Genomic DNA, 17873 nt, shown 5'->3' with positions numbered 1-17873 from the left:
AGAATCCGGGGCTCTGCCCTCCAGCCGCGCCTCCATGAACCTCGCCGATTCCTTCGCAGACGTCAGCCGCTTCGTCGACATCCGCCGCGACATCCACGCCCATCCCGAGCTGGGTTTCGAAGAGCACCGCACTTCGGAGAAAGTGGCGAAGCTGCTCGCCGAGTGGGGCGTCGAGGTGCACCGCGGCATCGCCGGCACCGGCTTGGTGGGTGTATTGCGGCAGGGCACGAGCACGCGCAGCATCGGCCTGCGCGCCGACATGGATGCGCTGCCGCTCCATGAAGCCAACGAGTTCGCCCACAAGTCCACCCACGCGGGCCGGATGCACGCCTGCGGCCACGACGGCCACACGACGATGCTGCTGGCGGCGGCCTGGCACCTGGCGCAGAAAGGCAGCCGCTTCGACGGCACGGTGAACTTCATCTTCCAGCCGGCCGAGGAGATGGGCAAGGCGGGCGCGAAGAAGATGATCCAAGACGGGCTCTTCGAGCGCTTCCCGTGCGACGCGGTGTTCGCGCTGCACAACTTTCCGGTGGGGGAGGTCGGCCGCTTCGCGCTCAACGAAGGCGCGCTGATGGCCTCGAGCAACACCTACAAGGTCACGATGCGCGGCCGCGGCACGCATGCCTCGATGCCGCATACCGGCATCGACCCGGTGGGCGCCGTCGTCGCGCTGGCGCAGGCGCTGCAGACGCTGGTGCCGAAGACCATCGCCAGCACCGAGCGCGCGCTGCTCGCGGTCACGCAGCTGCAAGGCTCCGATGCGCCGAACGTCATTCCCGACGTGGCCACGCTCGGCGGCACGGTGCGCACCTTCTCGATTCCTGCGCTGGACCGCATCGAGGAGCGCCTGCGCACGCTGGCCCAGGGCATCGCGCAGGCGCACGAGTGCACGGCCGAGGTGAGCTTCGTGCGCGCCTCGCCGCCGGTGGTCAACCACAAGGCCGAGGCGCAGTTCGCGGCCGGCGTGATGCGCGAGGTGGTGGGCGAGGACATGGTGACCGACGACTTCCCGGCCGTGATGGGCGCCGAGGACTTCGCCCACATGCTGCTCGCGCGGCCCGGCTGCTACGCCTTCCTCGGCAACGGCGACGGCGACCACCGCCTCGATGGCCACGGGCCCGGTCCTTGCATCATCCACAACACGTCTTTCGACTTCAACGACGAGATCATTCCGATCGGCGCCAGCTACTTCGTGAAGCTGGTGGAGCGCTGGCTTCCGGCCGGCACCTGAACTTCCAAAGCAACCATGACGAAAGCGGCCGCTTCCATGTCCCACCCGTTCACCCGACGTTCCCTGGCCGCCTTCGCGGCCGCCGGCCTGCTGGCCCTCGCGGCCGCGGCGCCTGCGCATGCGCAGCGCGTGATCCGCATCGTCGTGCCCTTCGGCACCGGCGCCGTGCAGGACACCGTGGCGCGCGCCTTCAACAACGAGCTGGGGTCGGCGCTCAATGCCAGCGTGATCGTCGAGAACCGCGCCGGCGCCGGCGGCACGGTGGGCGCGGCCATCGTCGCCAAGGCGCCGGCCGACGGCAACACGCTGGTGCTGGCGGCGGCCAGCCACCACATCGCCGGGCATCTCTATAGCAAGCTGCCCTACGACCCGCTCAAGGACTTCGTCGGCGTGGCCGACATCGGCAATGCGGGCTACGTGGTCGTGGCCTCGAGCGACATGAAGGTGTCGAACACGGCCGAGTTCATCCGCGAGGTAAAGGCGAATCCGGGCAAGTACAACTACGCCTCGGCCGGCAACGGCAGCGCCACGCATCTCGCGATGGCCTCCTTCCTCGCCAAGGCGGGCCTGCAGATGACGCACATCCCGATGAAGTCCACCGGCGAGGCGGTGAACGAACTGCTGGCCGGCCGCGTGCAGGCCGTGACCTCATCGAGCATCGGCGTGATCGGCCTGCAGAGCGATGCGCGCATCAAGCCGCTGGCCTCCACCGGCAAGGTCCGCAGCCCCTTCCTGCCCAACCTGCCGACCGCCGACGAAAGCGGCCTGCCGGGCTACCAGTTCGATTCGTGGATCGGCCTGCTGGCGCCTGCCGGCACGCCCAAGGCCGAGGTCGACAAGATCAACGCAGCGGTCGTCAAGGTGCTCGCCGATCCGGCCATGAAGGAGCGGCTGGCGCGCCTGGGCATCGAGCCGGCGCGCACCACCAGCCCGGCGGACTTCCAGAAGCTGCTGCGCGCCGATTGGGACGTGATGGGCGCGGTGGTCAAGGCCTCGGGCGCGAAGATCGATTAGAGCCGCGACCGAAAGGGCGCGCGGTGCGCTATCCCTGCGGGCTCGATGGCAAGCTCTTGAGGTACAGGAAGAGCGCGCGCACGTCCGTGTCGTTCATCTGGCCGAGCGACTCGAAGGGCATGACCTTGATCGGCGTGCCGTCCGGGCGCTTGCCGGACTTGAACATGCGCGCGAAGGCGTCGGCGTCGGCATAGCGCGTCATGGACGTGCCGTCGCCGGGTGTCAGCTTGGCGGCAGCCGGCCAGTCGGGCGGGCCGCCGGGGATCTTGCCGCCTTCGAGCTTCGCGCCGTGGCAGCCAAGGCACATGTTGGCCACGTAGGCGCCATGCGCGACGCTCACGCTCTCGGGCACCGGCTGCGCGGGCGGCAGCGCGTGGTCGATCTTCGAGGCGGCGTCGTGCATCAGGCCGAAGCCGTAGAAGGCGCGCATCGGCAGCGGCAGGTCGAGCACCGCTGCGCCGCCCGCGGCAGGCGCCATCTTGCGGATGTAGGCGACCAGGGAGGCGAGGTCGTCATCGGTGAAGCGGTTGTAGTCCTCGCTCGGCATCACCATCAGCACGCGGCCGTTCGGGCCGACGCCGTGGCGAATGGCACGCACCCAGTCTGCCGGCGTGTAGCCGGCGACCACGCTGCCCGGGCCGGGACTGATGTTGGGTCCGGCGATGCGCAGGCCCTTGCCGTCGTCGACGAAAGTCCTGCCGTTGCCCTGGGCGCCGTGGCAGTCGACGCAGCCGCGCGAGGCGTAGAGGTAGCGTCCGCGTTCGAGCGCGGCGGCGTCTTCGCGGAAGGGCACGGCCTTCACCGCGACGTCGAGCTTGCGCTGCATCTTGCGGCGGGCCAGCTGGTCGCCGGCGAACAGGGCGGCGGCGGCGAGCGCGATCAGGACCACCAGCGCGAGCGCACCCCGCTTGAGCCACCGCCTGGACGTCGTTGTCATGCGAGCTCCTTCGCCTGGCGCGGCGCGCCGCCGGATGCGGACAGACCGGGCACGTGCTGGCAGAAGGCTGTCCACCGCGCGGGACGGCGCACTTCAAAGAGGCATAGATCGGGGGGCATGGCAAACTCTCTATAAATGGATGATGGAAGCAAAAATGTCGTATACGTCTAAAAATGAATGATGTAATGAATTTGGGTGACCCGTCCATACCTCTTTTGCCAGAGGCCCTGGCCGAAAGTGTGTGGCGGCCGCGGCCCGGCCTGGCGAAGCGCGAGCGCACGCGGGTGCAACTGGTGCAGGCGGCGATCAAGGTTTTCACGGCGCGGGGCTTCGCCGGCGCCACCATGCAGGAACTCGCGGCGGTCGCCGGCATGACCACCGGCACGGTCTACAACCACTTCAAGACCAAGGAGGAGGTCGCGAGCGCCGTCGCGCTGCTGCTGGCCGACACGCTGTGCCGCCGCATCGCCGACAGCCAGCAAGGGATCGCCGAGGGCGCGCAGCGCATGGCCATCGGCAACCAGCGCTACATCTGGCTGGCCGAGCAGAGCCCGCAGTGGGCATCGATGATGCTGGACGTGGCGGCCGCGGCGCCCGAGCTGCTGCTCGAGATCCGCGACTATGTGCTGGCCGACCTGCGCCTGGGCGTGAAGCAGAAGGCCTTTCGCATTCCCAGCGAGGCGGCGGCGATGGACCTGATCAACGGCGCCGTCGCGCAGGCCATGCGCAGCGTGGCGCTGGGGCTGGCGCCGCCGAACCATGGCCGCGAGGTCGCGACCTGCGTGCTGCGCGGTTTGGGCATGGAGTACGCCGCGGCCAAGGAAGTGGCGCACCGGCCGCTCCCGCCCTTTCCGCCGATGGCGGGCTAGCGTCTCAGTCCGGCTCGCCGAGCGGCGGACAGTTCCAGCCCAACAGCTCGGCCAGCCGCTGCACGATCCAGCCGGCTTCCGCAGACGACACGCCGGACTCGGGCGAGTTCAGCCCGGCATGGATGCGCAGCAGGATCTCCTCTTCCGAAGGCACCTCGACGTGATGCAGCAACTGCGCGTGCTGCACCAGGTGGTTGGCGAGGTCCTCGCACACTTCGTAGCGCGCCCGCACGGTGGCCAGCGGTTCGCGCAGGCGCTGCCTCGCGTCGGTGTAGACCGCGAAGAAGGAAGGCGGGATGAGGATCTGGTAGTCGTCGGACATGAAAAACGCGCCCGAAGGCGCGTGTTCCGGAGCTCGAATGAAGCGCGAAGCGCGTTCAGCCGCCCTTCTTGGCCCGCTTGCCGGGGTTCTTCTTGCTGCGGGTCGCGGTGCCGCGCTCGAGGCTGACCTTCTGGCCGCCGCCCGTGCGGGCGGTGGTGTAGCCGGGCATCGGGACGGGCTTGGGGGTGGCGATGCGGTCTGCCTCGGTGCGGATTTTCTTGGTCATGGAAAGCTCGGATAAAAATGGTCGAAGGGCGTAATTAAGCCACATCGTCGAGCAGCCGTACCTTGACGGTCCTGCCCTTGACGCGGCCGGTGGAAAGCTTGTGCGCGGCCTCGCGCGCGATGCGCCGGTCGACCGCCACGTAGGTGGAAAACTCGTTGACGTTGATCTTGCCGACCTGGTCGCGCGTGAAGCCGGCATCGCCGGTGAGCGCGCCCAGCACGTCGCCGGCGCGGATCTTCTCCTTGCGGCCGCCGACGATCTGCAGCGTGGCCATGGCCGGCTGCAAGGGTCCGGCCGCCGCCGAGGCGAGTTCGGCCAGCGGATGCCATTCGGATTCGCGGCCCTGCAACTGCTCGATCTTTCCGACGCTGCCCATCTCGTCCATGCTGGCCAGGCTGAGCGCCAGGCCTTCTGCATCGCCGCGGCCGGTGCGGCCGATGCGGTGGATGTGGATCTCGGGATCGGGCGTCACGTCGACGTTGATCACGGCTTCGAGCTGCGCGATGTCGAGTCCGCGCGCGGCCACGTCGGTAGCGACCAGCACCGAGCAGCTGCGGTTGGCGAACTGCACCAGCACCTGGTCGCGCTCGCGCTGCTCGAGCTCGCCGAACAGGGCCAGCGCGCTGAAGCCCTGGGCCTGCAGCACCTGCACCAGGTCGCGGCACTGCTGCTTGGTGTTGCAGAAGGCCAGCGTGCTCGGCGGGCGGAAGTGGTTCAGCAGCAGGCTCACGGCGTGCAGCCGTTCGCTGTCCTTCACCTCGTACCAGCGCTGGCGGATCTTGCCTTCCTCGTGCTGCACCTGCACCGTGATCTGCTGCGGGTTCTTCATGAACTGCGCGCTGAGCTGGGCGATGCTTTCGGGGTAGGTGGCGGAGAACAGCAGGGTCTGGCGCTCCTTGGGGCACTGCCGCGCGACCTTGGCGATGTCGTCGAAGAAGCCCATGTCGAGCATGCGGTCCGCCTCGTCGAGCACCAGCGTGTTGAGCGCTTCGAGCTCGAGGCTGCCGCGATCGAGGTGGTCCATGATGCGGCCCGGCGTGCCGACCACGATGTGGGCGCCGTGCTCGAGGCTGGCGAGCTGCCCGCGCAGCGCGACGCCGCCGCAGAGCGTGACCACCTTGATGTTCTCTTCGGCGCGCGCCAGGCGGCGGATCTCGGTGGTCACCTGGTCGGCCAGCTCGCGCGTCGGGCACAGCACCATGGCCTGCACCGCGAAGCGGCGCGGATTGAGGTTGGCCAGTAGCGCCAGCGCGAAGGCGGCGGTCTTGCCGCTGCCGGTCTTGGCTTGGGCGATCAGGTCGCGGCCGAGCAGCGCCGGCGGCAGGCTGGCCGCCTGGATCGGCGTCATCTGCAGATAGCCGAGCTGCTTCAGGTTCGCGAGCGTCTGCGGCGTGAGCGGCAGCGCGGCGAAGTCGGTGGCTGGACCCGTCACGGCAAGAGGGATCAGCGGCGCTGCGAGTTGTTGCCGCCGTTGACCGGCGGCGGGCCGCGGCGTTCCAGGTGGCGGAAGGTGATGCGGCCCTTGGTCAGGTCGTAGGGCGACAGCTCCAGCGACACCTTGTCGCCGGCCAGGATGCGGATGTGGTGCTTGCGCATCTTGCCGCCGCTGTAGGCGATCAACTGGTGACCGTTGTCGAGGGTCACGCGGTAGCGGGAATCGGGCAGCACTTCCGTGACTGCGCCGTTCATTTCGATCAGTTCTTCCTTGGGCATGAGGACTCCGAATAGTGTGTGGATGGTTCGAATCGGGCGCCTGCGCATTGCGACGCCGCAAAGCGCTAACAAACAGTGAAACGGGCGCAGGCCGGGCCGGAAATGGCGCCCACCGGAGCGGACAGCGCGCTGTTCGCTTCAACGGTACGAAGGCAGTGGTGGCAAACATGGGCGCCGGGTCTGGCGCACCAACACACTGTGTGAGCCGGCTTCTGAGTGAAAGGCCTGGAATCCAGGTCAGCCGGCTGAGTGACGAAATACTTCGTCGGGTATCGAAACGAACCCCGCATTCTAACCGAGATGGTATGAGTGTTGCTTGGCAATGCACTGCCGAATCGAAGCGAAGGGCGGCAGATGCCGCCCTTCCTGCGTGAAGTGCTATCGAAAATGTAGCGGGCTCGACGAGCGAATGCGCTGCGCGCACCGCTGGTGAGGTTGATTCAGCCGGCCACTTGCGAGCCGGTCGCTTGCGGCGCACCATCACATTCAACTTCGTTCCAAGGAGCGCGGCCATGAAGACTCGAGAATCGCCCCGGCGGTTGTGGGCGTTGGTCGCCAGCACTCTCTGGCTGTTCGCAGTGTCCGCGCTCTCCACGGCCCACGCCGCCACCCCCGGCACGCCGCGCCAGGCCGAAGCGGTGTCCCCGCAGGTCCAGGCCCTCCAGCGCGCGGGCGACGCGGTCGTCGCGCTGCGCGTCACCGCGACGGAGGGCGCCACCTCGGCCGACAGCCTGGGCATGCGCCGATCGGGCTCCGGCGTGGTGATCGGGCCCGACGGCCTGATCCTGACCATCGGCTACCTGCTGCTGGAAGCCGAGACCATCGAAGTCATCACGCAGGACGATCGCACCCTGCCCGCGCGCCAGGTCGCCTACGACCTCGCGACCGGCTTCGGCCTGCTGCGCCCGCTGGTGCCGCTGCGCGGCGTCGAGCCGGTGCCGATGGCGGGCGTCGCCGGCCTGACGCTGGGCGAGCCGCTGCTGGTGGCCACCGGCAGCAGCAGCGGCACCGAGGTCGGCTTCACGCGCCTGATCGCCGCGCGTCCCTTCTCGGGCTATTGGGAGTACCACATCGAATCGGCGCTCTTCACCAGCCCGCCGGTGGCCAATCACAGCGGGGCTCCGCTCTTCAACCGCAATGGCGAGCTGGTCGGCGTCGGCAGCTTGTTCGTGCTGGAGGCCGCGGGCGCCGATCGCACGCTGCCCGGCAACATGTTCGTGCCGGTCGAACTGCTGCGCCCGGTGCTGGCCGAGATGCAGTCGACCGGCAGCACGCGCGCGAGCATCCGGCCCTGGCTCGGCCTTTCGTCCTCGGAGCGCAACGGGCATGTGCAGATCGTGCGCGTGGACCGGCAGGGGCCTGCGCTGGCGGCGGGGCTTCAGCCCGGCGACGTGGTGCTCGAGGTCGACGGCATCGAGGTCGCCACGCTCGAGGCCTTCTACAAGCAGCTCTGGAAGCGGCCGGCGCCCGACGCGGAAGTGGAGCTCACGGTGCAGCAGGGCTCGGAGACGCGCAAGATCCGGATCCAGGCGGTCGATCGCATGCAGACCCTGCGCAAGCCTTCCGGGATCTAAGGCCCCCGGCTTGCCACTGCGTGTGCGTCGCCACCCTCCCGAGGGGGAGGCGCGGCCGCCTTGGGGCGGCCCGGCGGCGCCGCTGTCTAGGTGATCCCCAGCATCTTCTTGTTGGCCGCGGTATCGACGCCGCCGGCCGCGAAGTCGTCGAAGGCCCGTTCGGCCACGCGGATGATGTGCTCGGCGATGAATTTCGCGCCCTCGCGGGCCCCGTCCTCGGGGTGCTTGATGCAGCACTCCCATTCGAGCACCGCCCAGCCCGGGAAGTCGTAGGCCGCCATCTTCGAGAAGATCGCCTTGAAGTCGACCTGGCCGTCGCCCAGCGAGCGGAAGCGCCCCGCCCGGTCGATCCATGACTGGAAGCCGCCGTAGACGCCCTGCTTGCCGGTCGGATTGAACTCCGCATCCTTCACATGAAAGATCTTGATGCGCTCGTGGTAGTGGTCGATGTAGGCCAGGTAGTCGAGCTGCTGCAGCACGAAGTGGCTCGGGTCGTACAGCAGGCAGGCGCGCGGATGCCGGCCCACGCGCTCGAGGAACATCTCGTAGCTGACGCCGTCGTGCAGGTCCTCGCCCGGATGGATCTCGTAGCAGACGTCGACGCCGGCATCGTCGAAGGCATTGAGGATCGGCAGCCAGCGCCGCGCGAGCTCGTCGAAGGCTTCCTCGATCAGCCCCGGCGGGCGCGGCGGCCACGAATAAAGATAGGGCCAGGCCAGGGCACCTGAGAAGGTCGCATGCGCCGTGAGCCCGAGATGGGCCGACGCGCGGGCTGCCAGATGCAGTTGCTCCACTGCCCACTGCTGGCGCCGGGCCGGGTCGTTGCGCACTTCGGGCGCGGCGAAGCCGTCGAAGCCGGCGTCGTAGGCCGGATGCACGGCCACCAGCTGGCCCTGCAGATGGGTCGAGAGCTCTGTGATCTCGATGCCGTGCCGCCCGAGCATGCCTTTCACTTCGTCGCAGTAGGTCTTGCTTTCCGCGGCCGTCTTGAGATCGAAGAGGCGGGCGTCCCAACTCGGAATCTGCACACCCTTGTAGCCCAGGCCAGCCGCCCACCCGGCGATGGCCTCGAGCGAATCGAAGGGTGCGCTGTCGCCCGCGAACTGGGCCAGGAAGATGGCCGGGCCCTTGATGGTCTTCATGGGGATCTCCTGGGTCACGAATGGGAAAAGAGGCGATCCTATCCCCGCGGCGCTGTACGACGCAGCGGCGGGGTGGCCTGTCCTCTGCGCGGGCCTTTGGAACGTTTCACAATGGTCCTCTGTTCACCAAGGGCGGCGCGGCCCGTGCGGCGCCAGCCTTGATCGCAATGCCACAAACCGTCTCCGGCCGCCTCAAGATCGGCCTGTCCGCCTGCTTCTCCCACGCCGATCCCGAGCGTTCGCTGTTCACCAACAAGACGCTGCAGTATGTCGAGCAGTCCATCGCGCACTGGCTGATGTCGGCCGGGGCCATGGTGGTGATGGTGCCCTGCCCCACCGGCGAGACGGCGCGCGGCGACACCAAGCTCTCGCACTATGCGGAATGGCTCGACGGCGTGGTGATGCACGGGGGCGCTGACGTCTGGCCCGGCAGCTACGGCGAGGTGCCGCTGAAGGACGCCTGGATCGGCGACCGGGTCCGCGACCTGTACGACCTCGCGCTGGTCGAGGCCTTCGAGGAAGCCGGCAAACCGATCTTCGGCGTCTGCCGCGGCCTGCAGCTCATCAACGTAGCCTTCGGCGGCACGCTCTACCAGGACATCGAGGCGCAGCATCCCAACGCCCTCAAGCACCGCGACCCGGTGACCTACGACCAGAATTTCCACGACATCAGCATCACGCCGGGTTCGCGCCTCTCGAAGCTCTATCCGGGCATGGAGATGGCGCGGGTCAACAGCATCCATCATCAGGGCGTGAAAAACATTGCGCCCGGCTTCGAGGTCGAGGCCTGGAGCGTTCCCGACCGCGTGCCCGAAGCCATCCGCCGCCGGGTCGATCGCGGCCGCAGCTACATTTCCGCGACCCAGTGGCATCCGGAGTTCCACAAGTACGGCAGCACCGAAACCCTGGACGACACGGCCATCCTGCAGGACTTTCTCTGGGCCTGCGCAACCGCGAAGGTGAGCCCGCGGGGACCGCTGCGCAGCGCACCGGGCCGCATCCGCAACCGCGCGGCGCGGCTGCTGCGGCAGGCGCTGCTGATGCGCTAACGACCTACAGGCTCGGGACGAACGGCCGGAGTGAACGGTCAGCGGTTGCGGCTTCCGCTGACGGCCGCGTCGATGGTGCCGAACACCGTGATGCCGCTGCCGCCGGTGGTGGCGGAGCGGTCGCCCTCGGCTGCGGGCCGCGATGCGCAACCGGCGACGGCGCCGAGCGCTGCCGTCAACAAGAGCATGGAAACGAGCTTCTTCACGGGAATCTCCTTCTTGATCAGCCGAGGTGCTTGCCCACGATACCCGCAAGCTCGAACATCGTCACCTGGTCCTTGCCGAACACCGGCTTCAGCTTGGCATCGGCATTGATGGCCCGCTTGTTGGCCGCATCCTGCAAGCCGTTGGCCTTGATGTAGTCCCACAGCTTCTTGATGACCTCGGTGCGCGCCACGGGTTCCGCGCCGATCACCGCGGCCAGGGCCTCGCTGGGCTTGAGTCCGGCGCCCGGCTTGCGTGGCGCCTTGGGCGCGGCGGCCTTCTTCGCGGACGCGGCCTTCTTGGCGGCGGGCGTCTTCGTCTTCGCGGCAGCCGCCTTCTTTGCAGCCGCCGGCGCCGCTCGTGCAAAGGTCTTGCGCGGCGGGAACTTGCTGTCGCGCGGCTCGAACTCGAAGGTCACCTTGCCCTCGTCCTTGTTCCAGGCCAGGAAAGCCTTGAACGCGCGGCGCGTGCGCATCGAGACGAACTTGTCGAGCAGGTCGGTCTTGCCGGTGGCGAGCAGCTTCTCGACCTGGGCGCGCTCCACCGGCTGCTGCAGGATGATCTTGCCGGTCTTGAAGTCGCAGCTCGGCGTGGGCTGCTCGGTCGTCGGCACCGACTTCTCGCAGACGTAGTTGCTGCCGTTCTCGAATACGCGCGCGGCGCATTTCGGACACGGGCCCAGCGATTCCTGGCCGCTGAAATCGATGATCTCGCCGCTCTCGGCATTCTTGTCGTCGCCGAAATCGAATTCGAGCTTCCAATTCTTCGCCTCCTCGTCGTACTTGAGCACGATCTCCGAGACGAAGGGCCAGCCGGCCTTCGAGCGGAAGCCTTCGAGCGGGCCGATGTGCTTGTCGCGCAGCAGCGCCTCGGCCTCGGCCACCTCGAAGGTGCGGCCGGCCGGCGACTTGCCGAAGGAGAAGCCGCAGGGCTCCTGGCCCAGTTTGCCGGTGCAGGCATAGCGGCGGTAGTTCTCCTTCACCACGCCGCCGCAGTTGGGGCATGGCGTCTGGAGCGTCGCGTAGTCGCCGGGCACCGTGTCGCGGTCGTACTCCTTGGCCTTCTTGACGATGTGCTCCGTCATCTGGGCGATCTCGCGCATGAAGGCTTCGCGGCTGAGCTTGCCGAGCTCCATCTGCGCGAGCTTGTATTCCCACTCGCCGGTGAGTTCGGCCTTGGAAAGCTCTTCCACGCCGAGGCCGCGCAGGAGCGTCATCAGCTGGAAGGCCTTCGCGGTCGGAATGAGTTCGCGGCCTTCGCGGAGGATGTACTTCTCGGCCAGCAAGCCTTCGATGATCGCGGCGCGCGTGGCCGGCGTGCCCAGGCCCTTTTCCTGCATCGCCTCGCGCAGCTCGTCGTCGTCGATGGTCTTGCCCGCGCCTTCCATGGCACCGAGCAGCGTGGCTTCGGAGTAGCGTGCGGGCGGGCGGGTCTTGAGCCCTTTGGTCTCCACCGATTCGGCGCGCACCATTTCGCCGGGCTTGACCGGCACCAGGCGCTTGCCGTCCTTGTCGTCTTCCTTCTCGTCGTCCTGCGCTTCCTTGCCGTAGATCGCGAGCCAGCCCGGCCTGACCAGCACCTTGCCGTCGGTGCGGAAGGGGTACTTCCTGCCGCCCTGCTCGACCGTGCTGATGCGCGTGGTCACCTGGTACTCGGCGCTCGGGAAGAAGACCGAGAGGAAGCGCCGCACCACGAAGTCGTAGAGCCGCTGCTCGGCATCCGACAGGCCGCTGGGCGCCTGCAGCGTCGGGATGATCGCAAAGTGGTCGCTGACCTTGGCGTTGTCGAAGATGCGCTTCGAGGGCTTCACGTAGTTGTCGTCGAGCGCCTGCTTCGCGAAGGGCGCGAGGTGCTTCATGCCGCTGTTGGCCAGCATGCCCATGGTCTGCTTGACCACCGGCAGGTAGTCCTCGGGCAGCGCGCGCGAGTCGGTCCGCGGGTAGGTCAATGCCTTGTGGCGTTCGTAGAGGCTTTGCGCCAGCGCGAGCGTGGTCTTGGCGCTGTAGCCGAAGCGGCTGTTGGCTTCGCGCTGCAGCGAGGTCAGGTCGAACAGCAGCGGCGAGGCCTGCGTGGTGGGTTTGCTCTCTTCGGTGACGCTGGCGGGCTTGCCGCGTGCGGCCTCGGCGATTTCCTTGGCTTCGCGCTCGTTCCAGACGCGGTCGGCGCGCTGCTCGGGGTCGGGCGCGCCATCGGGGCCGGGCGGCGGCTTCTTCCAGTTCGGGTCGAACCACTTGCCGGGGTATTCGCCCGCTTCGGCGGCGAAGCTGCCGTGCACTTCCCAGTAGTCGCGGCTCACGAACTTGCGGATTTTTTCTTCGCGCTCGACCACCACCGACAAGGTCGGCGTCTGCACGCGGCCGACGGTGGTCAGAAAGAAACCACCATCGCGCGAGTTGAAGGCGGTCATCGCGCGCGTGCCGTTGATGCCGACCAGCCAGTCGGCCTCGGAGCGCGAGCGCGCCGCGTCGGCCAGGCCCTGCATCTGCTGCTCGTTGCGCAGCTGCTCGAAGCCGTCGCGGATGGCCTGCGGCGTCATCGACTGCAGCCACAGGCGCTTGACCGGCTTGCCGAGCGGCGCCTTGCCGCCGGCGTACTGCTCGATCAGGCGGAAGATCAGCTCGCCCTCGCGGCCCGCGTCGCAGGCGTTGATGAGCTGGGTCACGTCCTTGCGCTTGGCCTGCTTCACCACCGCGTTGAGGCGGGTCTTGGTCTTGTCGACCGGCTTCAGGTCGAAGCGCGGCGGGATCACCGGCAGGTTGGCGAAGCTCCACTTGCCGCGCTTCACGTCGAACTCCTCCGGCGCCTGGATCTCGACCAGGTGGCCCACCGCGCTGGTGACGACGTACTTTTCGTTCTCGAAGTGTTCCTCGTGCTTGTCGAACTTGCCGGCCACCGGCGTGAGCGCGCGCACGATGTCTTGAGCCACCGACGGCTTCTCTGCAATTACCAAAGTCTTCATCAACAATTCCTCGTATTCAGGCCGACGCCGGCCCCCCCGGCGCGGCGAAGTCCGCGCTTCGCACGGACGGGCGGCCTGCCGCACCCCCTCGGGGGCAGCGACGACACGCAGTGCGGGAGCGTGGGGGTCACATCTACAATCTGGCGCTTCTCGCGTGCGTACGCGCACGCGCATGCGTACATATTCAAACTAACAGACTTCGGCGATGCCTTCCAAATCCCCTATTTCCGGCGGCCGCCGCATCCAGACGCGGCGCTCCGGCGTTCACGGCAACGGCGTGTTCGCCGTGCAGGACATCGCGGAGGGCGAGACGCTGATCGAATACAAGGGCGAGCTCATCACCTGGAAGGAGGCCTTGCGCCGCCATCCGCACGATCCGGCGCAGCCGAACCATACCTTCTACTTCCACATCGATGACGGACGTGTGATCGACGGCGGCGTGAAGGGCAACGCCGCGCGCTGGATCAACCATTCCTGCGAGCCGAACTGCGAAGCCGATGAAACCGACGGCCGCGTCTTCATCAAGGCGCGGCGCAACATCCCGGCCGGCGAGGAGCTCAACTACGACTACGGGCTGATCATCGACGAGCCCTACACGAAGAAGCTCAAGGCCGACTTCCCCTGCTGGTGCGGCTCCGAAAATTGCCGCGGCACCCTGCTGGCGCCCAAGTCGGACGGCAAGAAGAAAGACAAGAAGAAAAAGAAGGACAAGAAGGCCAAGAAGAACGGCAAGGACGGCAAGCGCTGACCATGGCCGATCCCTGGTTCGAAGACGAGATCGCCGCCGTCCTGGCCCCGCTGCTGCCGGGGCTCGCGGTCGAGGTCGTCGCCGAGATCGATTCGACCAGCAGCGAGCTGATGCGGCGTGCCCGCGACGGCCGCTCGTCGCCGGTGCTGCTGGTGGCCGAGCGGCAGACCGCCGGCCGGGGCCGCATGGGGCGCCCCTGGCAGAGCGCGCAGGATCGGGGCGAACCCGCCTCGCTGACCTTCTCGCTCGGCCTGCCGCTGCTGCCCCGGGACTGGTCGGGGCTTTCGCTCGCGGTCGGCGTCAGCGTGGCGGAAAGCCTGGACCCGTCGAAGGCGGGAGGCATTTCGCTCAAGTGGCCGAACGACCTGTGGGTCGAGGAGCGCAAGCTCGGCGGCATCCTGATCGAAACCGCCCTGCCCCAGAACGGCACGGCCGAGCGCTACCTGGTGATCGGCATCGGCCTCAACATCGGGCCGCGCGAGGCCACAGGCCTCAGCACCGCGCCGGCGTGGATCCAGCAGTGGCGCCCGCGTGCCACTGCGCCCGGGCTGTTGCGCGAGATCGTGGTGCCGCTGGTGGACGACGTGCTGCTGTTCGGCGAGCGCGGCTTCGTGCCCTTTGCCGAGCGCTTCGCGGCCCGCGACCTCCTGCGCGGCCGCGAGGTGCAGCTCAGCGACGGCACCGTGGGCCGCTGCGAGGGCGTGGGCTGGGGCGGCGAACTCCTGGTCCAGACGGCCTTGGGCATGAAGACGATCACCAGCGCCGAAGTCAGCGTGCGGCCGGTGCAATAGGCATGCTGCTGCGCGCACTGGTTCTTCTTCTGCTGCTGGCCAATGCGGGCTACTTCGCGTGGACCCGTGGCGGGCTCGCCATGTTCGGCACGACGCCGGCGCGCTTCAGCGAGACCGAACCCGAACGGCTGGCGCAACAGCTGCGGCCGCAGCTGCTGCAGATCCGCAAGGACGAGGCGCCTGCTGCGCCGAAGCCTTAGTCTCGCATCGTGAACACGATCGACAGATACGTCACCGGGCCAGCCTCAATGGCCTCGATGCCATGCAACGCTGTGGCGTCGAACTGCAGCGAGTCCCCTGGCCCCAGCTTCACCACCTTCGCGCCATAGCGGTAGGAGACTCGGCCTGAGAGAAGGTGCAGGAACTTCACACCAGGGTGCTGGAAGGTGACGTAGGGCTCGGCCTCCGGCAGCAGCGTTACCAGGTAAGGCTCGACGAACAGGTTGCCGGAGAGCTGATGGCCCAGCAGCTCATAGCGGTAGCCAGCCACAGCACCGACCCGATCCACCAAGATGCCCCGGCCTGCGGGCACGTGCGAGAAGTCGGTGCGGCTCGACTGGTCGCTGAAGAAGCGTGAGACGGGCACGCCCAGGCCAGTGGCGATGCGATCCAAGGTTTCGACGGAAGGTGACACGAGACCGCGCTCTATGCGGGAGAGCATGGAGCTCGAAACGCCAGCACAAGTGGCCAGCTCGCCACCGGAAGCGCCAGAAGCGATCCGTAGTGCGCGTACTTGCTGGCCGAGGCGAGATGCGGGGCTGCTGCGCGGTGGCGGTCCCACCGAGGGCAGGCGCGCGCGAACGGATGCCGGCACACGGAAGGGCCGGGAGGTGGGGAATGGCGAGGCTAGTCGTGCAGAGGCCATGGGGGCGACAGCGTCAGGTAACTATATACCGGGAATATATATCCCGTGGTGCTTTATGCAAGCAAACTCGACCATTCCTGCATGGTCAATGCAGTCGATTCCGGCAAGAAGAAGGCGCCGGAACTGGTACTTTTTGGAGAAAGCGTTCGTCGGTATCGCAAGGAGCGCGGCTATTCCCAGGAGGCATTTGGTGATGCCTGTGGAATCGATCGCAGCTACATGGGTGGCATTGAGCGCGGTGAGCACAACTTGGCACTGATCAACATTCTCAAGATCGTTGCCGCTCTTGACATGCAGCCCTCAGAGTTCTTCCAGGCTATGGATCGACCAGGGAGAAAGCCTAAAAGGGCCTAACCCTGATCACTTCCAGTAGAGCTCATTCAATCACGCGAGATGTTGGGCCGCCCCATCGGGGTGCTGGAGCATGGCAGTCCTCGCCCAAAAAGCTGGACCGATCGAGGCCCTAAAGACCACACCTAACCACTCGCGTTCTCTTCGAACTCAGGATCGGCCGATGGGTAGCGGGGGTAGGCCAAGTTCCTTAAGGAACCCATGTGCTTCGTCGTTGCCTCACGGATCCCGTCCTCGCCGCTAGGTCGATCTCCGCTTCTACTTGAGTGGTGCTGACGTAGCGCGAGATGTTCAGGTTGTGGCCGTTGAGAGCGATCTCCTCCATCGTCACGCGCTTGGAGTACCCTTCCTCAACCTCGCGATTCTGGTAGGCGTTGACGATCTCGTCGACGTGGTCTTGCGTTAGCTGGTTCTGGCGCTTAGGCGCTGTCGCGCCCGTCGGCGTCGAATCGCAGGCTGAAGCGCGTGCCGGGCGGGCGCTGGCCCGGATGGGCGTCTTCCAGCTCCACCGTCGCATAGTGCTGCCGCGCGATCTCCCGCACGATCGGCAGGCCCAGCCCCGAGCCGTCGGCCTCGTTGCCGAGCACGCGGTAGAAGGGCTCGAACACCAGCTCGCGTTCGTGCTCGGCGATGCCGGGGCCGTTGTCCTCGACCTGCAGCACGATGATGCGGCCGAAGGGATCGCCCAGCACGCGGGCCGTGATCACGCCCGGCCGCTCGGGCACCGAGGGCGTGTAGTTGATCGCGTTGTCGACCAGGTTGCGCACCAGCTCCTTGAGCAGCGTCGGGTTGCCTTCGAGCGCGACGCCCGGCGCGCCCGCCTCGGCGCCGTCGTAGCCCAGGTCGATGCGCTTCTCGATCGCACGCGGCACCGCCTCGCGCACCACCTCGATGGTGAGGCGCGCCAGGTCGCAGGGCTGGCGCGCGATGCTGGCGCCGCTGCTCTCCGCGCGCGCCAGCGACAGCAGCTGGTTCACCGTGTGCGTGGCGCGCATGCTCGCGCGACCGATCTGCTTGAGCGACTTCTTGAGTTCGTCGGCATTGGCGCCCTCGCGCTGCGCCAGGTCGGCCTGCATGCGCAGCCCCGCGAGCGGTGTCTTGAGCTGGTGCGCTGCGTCGGCCAGGAAGCGCTTCTGCGTGCCGATCGAATCGTTGAGCTTGCTCAGCAGGTCGTTGACCGACAGCACCAGCGGCACCACCTCGAGCGGCACCGAGGATTCGTCGAGCGGGCTCAGGTCGCCGGGACGGCGCTCGCGGATGCGCGCCTCCACCACCGACAGCGGCTTGATGCCGCGCACCAGCGCGAGCCAGATCAGCAGCACCGCGAGCGGCAGGATCGCGAACTGCGGCAGCAGCACGCCCTTGATGATCTCGGTGGCGAGCACCGACTGCTTCTCCCGCGTCTCCGCCATCTGCAGCAGCACCGGCGGCGCCTCGTCCGTGGCGCCCGCCACCCAGAGCGAGGCCACGCGCACCGGCTTGCCGTGCATCTCGTCGTTGCGCAGGTACACGGTGCCCGTCACCGGCGGCTCGTCGGTGTGGGGAAAGGGCAGGTCGGGCTCGCCGCTCACCAGCTCGCCGCGCCCGTCCAGCACCTGGTAGTACACGCGGTCGGCATCGTCGCCGCGCAGGATCTCGCGCGCCGCTTGCGGGAGCACGAACTGCGCCGCGCCCTGCTGCGGGTTCACCAGCTTGGCCAGCGTGCGCAGGTTGTGCTGCAGCTCCCGGTCGAAGGGCGCATTGGCGATGCCCTGCGCGACCAGCCACGTGACGCCGATGCTGACCGGCACCAGCAGCAGGAGCGGCGTGAGCATCCAATCGAGGATCTCGCCGAAAAGGGAGCGCTGCGCGCGCTGAAAGAGCTTCACCGAAGGC

General features: G+C 67.6%; 20 protein-coding genes. 9 read left to right on the top strand and 11 right to left on the bottom strand.

All coding sequences use genetic code 11. The features are described from left to right. The first annotated feature begins 34 nt into the window (after positions 1–34). Positions 35–1234: a M20 aminoacylase family protein gene (locus tag EJI01_RS05120; RefSeq protein ID WP_126836027.1), complete on the top strand. Its 1200-nt coding sequence runs from the start codon at positions 35–37 to the stop codon at positions 1232–1234. Between the two features lie 36 nt (positions 1235–1270). Next, positions 1271–2248 (top strand): tripartite tricarboxylate transporter substrate-binding protein, encoded by a 978-nt coding sequence (locus EJI01_RS05115; RefSeq protein ID WP_260602328.1) that lies wholly within the window; start codon positions 1271–1273, stop codon positions 2246–2248. A gap of 28 nt (positions 2249–2276) precedes the next feature. On the opposite strand, the gene EJI01_RS05110 is transcribed toward EJI01_RS05115, so the two are convergent. Continuing rightward, complete coding sequence (locus EJI01_RS05110) at positions 2277–3185, bottom strand: c-type cytochrome (protein WP_126836025.1); 909 nt, start codon at positions 3183–3185, stop codon at positions 2277–2279. Between the two features lie 185 nt (positions 3186–3370). Between EJI01_RS05110 and EJI01_RS05105 the strand changes: the two genes are divergently transcribed. Further along, entirely contained in the window at positions 3371–4054 is a 684-nt protein-coding gene (locus EJI01_RS05105) for a TetR/AcrR family transcriptional regulator (RefSeq protein WP_185878815.1), read from the top strand. Positions 4055–4058: 4 nt separating this feature from the next. On the opposite strand, the gene EJI01_RS05100 is transcribed toward EJI01_RS05105, so the two are convergent. Genes EJI01_RS05100 through infA form a run of 4 tightly spaced genes read right to left on the bottom strand, consistent with a single transcriptional unit; the run spans position 4059 to position 6315 of the window. Then, positions 4059–4376: a hypothetical protein gene (locus EJI01_RS05100; protein ID WP_126836023.1), complete on the bottom strand. Its 318-nt coding sequence runs from the start codon at positions 4374–4376 to the stop codon at positions 4059–4061. A 55-nt stretch (positions 4377–4431) separates the two neighbouring features. Then, positions 4432–4602, bottom strand: coding sequence for a hypothetical protein (locus EJI01_RS28650; protein ID WP_185878814.1), 171 nt, complete (start codon positions 4600–4602; stop codon positions 4432–4434). Positions 4603–4636: 34 nt separating this feature from the next. Next, a complete protein-coding gene (gene dbpA, locus EJI01_RS05095) occupies positions 4637–6034 on the bottom strand; it encodes an ATP-dependent RNA helicase DbpA (RefSeq protein WP_260602327.1) in 1398 nt (465 codons plus the stop codon). Between the two features lie 11 nt (positions 6035–6045). Continuing rightward, on the bottom strand, positions 6046–6315 hold the full coding sequence (infA, locus tag EJI01_RS05090) for a translation initiation factor IF-1 (RefSeq protein ID WP_126836146.1): 270 nt from the start codon (positions 6313–6315) through the stop codon (positions 6046–6048). A gap of 512 nt (positions 6316–6827) precedes the next feature. Here infA and EJI01_RS05085 point away from each other — a divergent pair. After that, on the top strand, positions 6828–7889 hold the full coding sequence (locus tag EJI01_RS05085; protein ID WP_126836022.1) for a S1C family serine protease: 1062 nt from the start codon (positions 6828–6830) through the stop codon (positions 7887–7889). An 86-nt stretch (positions 7890–7975) separates the two neighbouring features. On the opposite strand, the gene EJI01_RS05080 is transcribed toward EJI01_RS05085, so the two are convergent. Next, positions 7976–9031, bottom strand: coding sequence for a sugar phosphate isomerase/epimerase family protein (locus tag EJI01_RS05080; protein WP_126836021.1), 1056 nt, complete (start codon positions 9029–9031; stop codon positions 7976–7978). A gap of 167 nt (positions 9032–9198) precedes the next feature. Here EJI01_RS05080 and EJI01_RS05075 point away from each other — a divergent pair, with 167 nt between their 5' ends. Then, on the top strand, positions 9199–10080 hold the full coding sequence (locus EJI01_RS05075) for a gamma-glutamyl-gamma-aminobutyrate hydrolase family protein (protein ID WP_126836020.1): 882 nt from the start codon (positions 9199–9201) through the stop codon (positions 10078–10080). Between the two features lie 38 nt (positions 10081–10118). Here EJI01_RS05075 and EJI01_RS28645 read toward each other — a convergent pair whose 3' ends face one another. Beyond that, entirely contained in the window at positions 10119–10286 is a 168-nt protein-coding gene (locus EJI01_RS28645) for a hypothetical protein (protein WP_185878831.1), read from the bottom strand. A 17-nt stretch (positions 10287–10303) separates the two neighbouring features. Next, positions 10304–13243, bottom strand: coding sequence for a DNA topoisomerase III (locus tag EJI01_RS05070; RefSeq protein WP_126836019.1), 2940 nt, complete (start codon positions 13241–13243; stop codon positions 10304–10306). Positions 13244–13448: 205 nt separating this feature from the next. On the opposite strand from EJI01_RS05070, the gene EJI01_RS05065 reads away from it, so the two are divergent. From EJI01_RS05065 to EJI01_RS05055, 3 genes are read left to right on the top strand one after another with little or no spacing between them, the layout of a single operon-like run. Continuing rightward, on the top strand, positions 13449–13991 hold the full coding sequence (locus EJI01_RS05065) for an SET domain-containing protein (RefSeq protein ID WP_126836018.1): 543 nt from the start codon (positions 13449–13451) through the stop codon (positions 13989–13991). 2 nt (positions 13992–13993) lie between these two features. After that, the gene (locus tag EJI01_RS05060; protein ID WP_126836017.1) at positions 13994–14782 is read left to right on the top strand and encodes a biotin--[acetyl-CoA-carboxylase] ligase; all 789 of its coding nucleotides are present in this window, start codon (positions 13994–13996) and stop codon (positions 14780–14782) included. 2 nt (positions 14783–14784) lie between these two features. After that, on the top strand, positions 14785–14982 hold the full coding sequence (locus EJI01_RS05055; RefSeq protein WP_126836016.1) for a sporulation protein: 198 nt from the start codon (positions 14785–14787) through the stop codon (positions 14980–14982). Here EJI01_RS05055 and EJI01_RS05050 read toward each other — a convergent pair. Then, complete coding sequence (locus EJI01_RS05050) at positions 14979–15647, bottom strand: helix-turn-helix domain-containing protein (RefSeq protein ID WP_126836015.1); 669 nt, start codon at positions 15645–15647, stop codon at positions 14979–14981. The genes EJI01_RS05055 and EJI01_RS05050 overlap by 4 nt on opposite strands. Positions 15648–15728: 81 nt before the next feature. Here EJI01_RS05050 and EJI01_RS05045 point away from each other — a divergent pair, with 81 nt between their 5' ends. Next, the gene (locus EJI01_RS05045; RefSeq protein WP_126836014.1) at positions 15729–16001 is read left to right on the top strand and encodes a helix-turn-helix domain-containing protein; all 273 of its coding nucleotides are present in this window, start codon (positions 15729–15731) and stop codon (positions 15999–16001) included. Between the two features lie 187 nt (positions 16002–16188). Here EJI01_RS05045 and EJI01_RS05040 read toward each other — a convergent pair whose 3' ends face one another. After that, positions 16189–16515, bottom strand: coding sequence for an N-6 DNA methylase (locus EJI01_RS05040; protein WP_221885635.1), 327 nt, complete (start codon positions 16513–16515; stop codon positions 16189–16191). Further along, positions 16418–17866, bottom strand: a complete 1449-nt coding sequence (locus tag EJI01_RS05035) for a sensor histidine kinase N-terminal domain-containing protein (protein ID WP_126836013.1) — start codon at positions 17864–17866, stop codon at positions 16418–16420. The genes EJI01_RS05040 and EJI01_RS05035 overlap by 98 nt, the downstream gene beginning before the upstream one ends. Positions 17867–17873 lie beyond the last annotated feature (7 nt).

It is taken from the genome of Variovorax sp. MHTC-1, assembly GCF_003984645.1.
Taxonomy (GTDB): Bacteria; Pseudomonadota; Gammaproteobacteria; order Burkholderiales; family Burkholderiaceae_C; genus Variovorax.
Note: the sequence above shows the minus strand (reverse complement) of the source record. Positions and strands in the feature narration are given on the sequence as shown.